Below are 2,427 nucleotides of genomic sequence, written 5' to 3'. Positions count from 1 at the left end.
GAAGAGCTTTTTGGTGCTGCGAGCGACTCGTCGGAATGGTGTTCCGATTCTCGTGTGCTGCGCGCTTCGCCGAGACAGTTCCCGTGTGTCGGGTACACCTGCCAGATCGCACCATTTGCCCGCCGAAGCGGCAGCCGTGACCGCTGGATCAGCTCGCTTACTCGGCAATGTGACGTCGCCCAGGGTGCGAGCAATGGTTGTCGAGGCGCTGAACGCGGTGTCGCGTAGCATTGCGCCAACAGACTCGTTTGAACGCGTCCTTTTGCGGCGCGTCCTGACTCGAATCCGTGCCCGTCGATAGCAAAGAGAACCGCCCTGAAAACCGACCACCTACAGCTCAAAGCCGACTGGCATTTCGAGGAAACCGAGCACCGGCAGCATTACGTGATCGAGCCGTGGCTGGATGGCCAGCGTGTAGGGCGTGCGTACGGCTGGTTCAAGGCGGGCGGTTCGTTCGTGCTCGAGAAGATCGAGATCGACCCCAGCAAGCGTTCGCGCGGTTACGGCACGGCTGTCATCGAGCANNGTTGAGACTGAAGGCTCGCGAAAAAGAATGCAGCGAGTTCGTGATTCAGGGCGTGCGCGCGAACAATCTCCGTGCGATCGCACTGTATGAAGGCATGGGCGCGACGCGGGTGCAGACGTCTGACGACCTCTCTTCGTTCGTGATCTCACCTCCGTAGAGTCAGGCCCCGGGGCGACGCGCCTCCTGTCGGGACGGATGCGCGCGCCCCCCGATCTCCGCAGCGCTCCCTGGGCAAGCTCATTCTTTGACGTCGACAGCGTCTTTCGGCTATCACGCGGGCCGTCTCGGATGGATGCACGCGCCGCCGCGATTGCTGTGGTTGATGCAGACACCGTAGCCCAAGTGGTCGGTGAACTGGATCGGGACGCGGCAGCTCGACGTCATCAGAGAGGACGGTCTGCGATTCGCGTCAAACCGCTCGATCAAAGGCTCGAAGCGCGACGTTCGATCAGCGGCCGAAGCGCGACGCCAATCACCTGACGCGACCGGGCGTCGACGAATCAAAGACGGTGAAGTTCTGGCACGGGCCGAACAACTCGAAGGTGCCGAACAGCTCGCCGGCGAACCAGGCGAAGAACCGGCGCGTCGAACTCGCTGTAGCGCGCGACGACTCAATCGCGGACGCTGGATGGACCGGTGTGCTTCGGAAAGCCCCGTCATGTGCGCGACTCTTTCGTAGTGGTCGTCCGGCGTCGACGCGCCGTCGTCGATCACCCGCACGAACCGCGAAGTGCAGCGCCGCCGTCTGTCGTCGCCGCGCCTGTGCACGACGGGTCGCTGCTATCGNNTCGACGGCGCAGCGAATGCCGCGCTCGCGACGACGTGGCGCAATCCCACAATGTCTTTTCGAGGTGTGCAATGGAACGCGTGACCGGCATCGGCGGCATCTTCTTCAAGGCGAAGGATCCCGCAGCGCTCGCGGCGTGGTATCGCGAGCATCTGGGCCTCGACGTGCAGGACTGGGGCGGCGCGCAACTGGCGTGGGGCACGCCGGCCAATCCGACCGGTTCCACGCTGTGGACGCCGTTCGCGGCCGACACCAGGCATTTCGAGCCGAGTACTGCCGCCTTCATGGTGAATTTCCGCGTGCGCGATCTCGTTGCGCTGCTCGCCGCGCTGCGCGCCGAGGGCTGCAACGTGATGGACAAGATGGACGACTCGGAATACGGCAAGTTCGGCTGGGTGATCGATCCCGAAGGCAACAAGGTCGAGCTGTGGGAGCCGCCGGCTGGGCAGTAGCGGGCGGAGCGTTGCGGGAGGACTGTCGTTCGAGCAGCCCGTGGCCTGACGGCTCGTCGCGGGACAGCGCTGCGTAGTGGCACCTCCATAGCCGTCGAGGGTTCCAACCGCGGCCGCTTGGTCGCGACGTTGACGGACCGGTAGCGCCCCCGCGCCCGACTCCAGCCGGAATCCCGACACGCCGCGGCCCGGCCGAACGTGGCCCGCGTTTCGCGCAAACCCACGGCCGCTCCGGTTTCTATGTGGGCGGCCATTATCCATCGGGCCGCCCGGTTGCCAGCGGCGCGCCTCGAACCCGGGACTGCATCAGCGGCCGTAAGGCCGGGTACCCCTGCCCGCCCGCCGATCCGTGAGCGAGCGGCAGCCTGACAAGCGGCTGCAAGTATTCCTGGTACCCGGGAGCGCCGGCAGCCCGCCAGATCCGACCACGCCGCCTAAAAGCGCCTCCGCAGCAGCAATCCCGCCCACCGCCGGTTTCCCGGCGCCGGCGTGGCACGCCGCTTGCCTGAGCCCCGTCAAGTTCCCGTGACGAGCCCGCCAGGCCATGACCGACGCGATTTCCTCCGTGCTGTCCCAGATCCGCGCCCACGAGACGCGGATGCGTGGGATGTCGGACATCGCCTCGGGCAACGGCATCGCCCCCACCGGCGGTGCGCCGGCCG

General features: G+C 66.1%; 1 protein-coding gene. It reads left to right on the top strand.

What is annotated here, in order from left to right; translation table 11 throughout:
• The first annotated feature begins 1,384 nt into the window (after nt 1-1,384).
• Nucleotides 1,385-1,765: a VOC family protein gene (locus ACKTTN_RS13930; protein ID WP_407910513.1), complete on the top strand. Its 381-nt coding sequence runs from the start codon at nt 1,385-1,387 to the stop codon at nt 1,763-1,765.
• Nucleotides 1,766-2,427: the final 662 nt, after the last annotated feature.

The organism is Lysobacter claricitrinus (genome assembly GCF_045866565.1).
Classification (GTDB): Bacteria; Pseudomonadota; Gammaproteobacteria; order Xanthomonadales; family Xanthomonadaceae; genus Cognatilysobacter; species Cognatilysobacter claricitrinus.
The sequence above is the reverse complement of the archived record's forward strand: the minus strand, read 5'-3'. Positions and strand labels throughout refer to the sequence as shown.

Excerpts from the sequence above, each read along its gene's own strand:
- ACKTTN_RS13930 (WP_407910513.1), top strand. The coding sequence starts at position 1,385 with ATGGAACGCGTGACCGGCATCGGCGGCATCTTCTTCAAGGCGAAGGAT.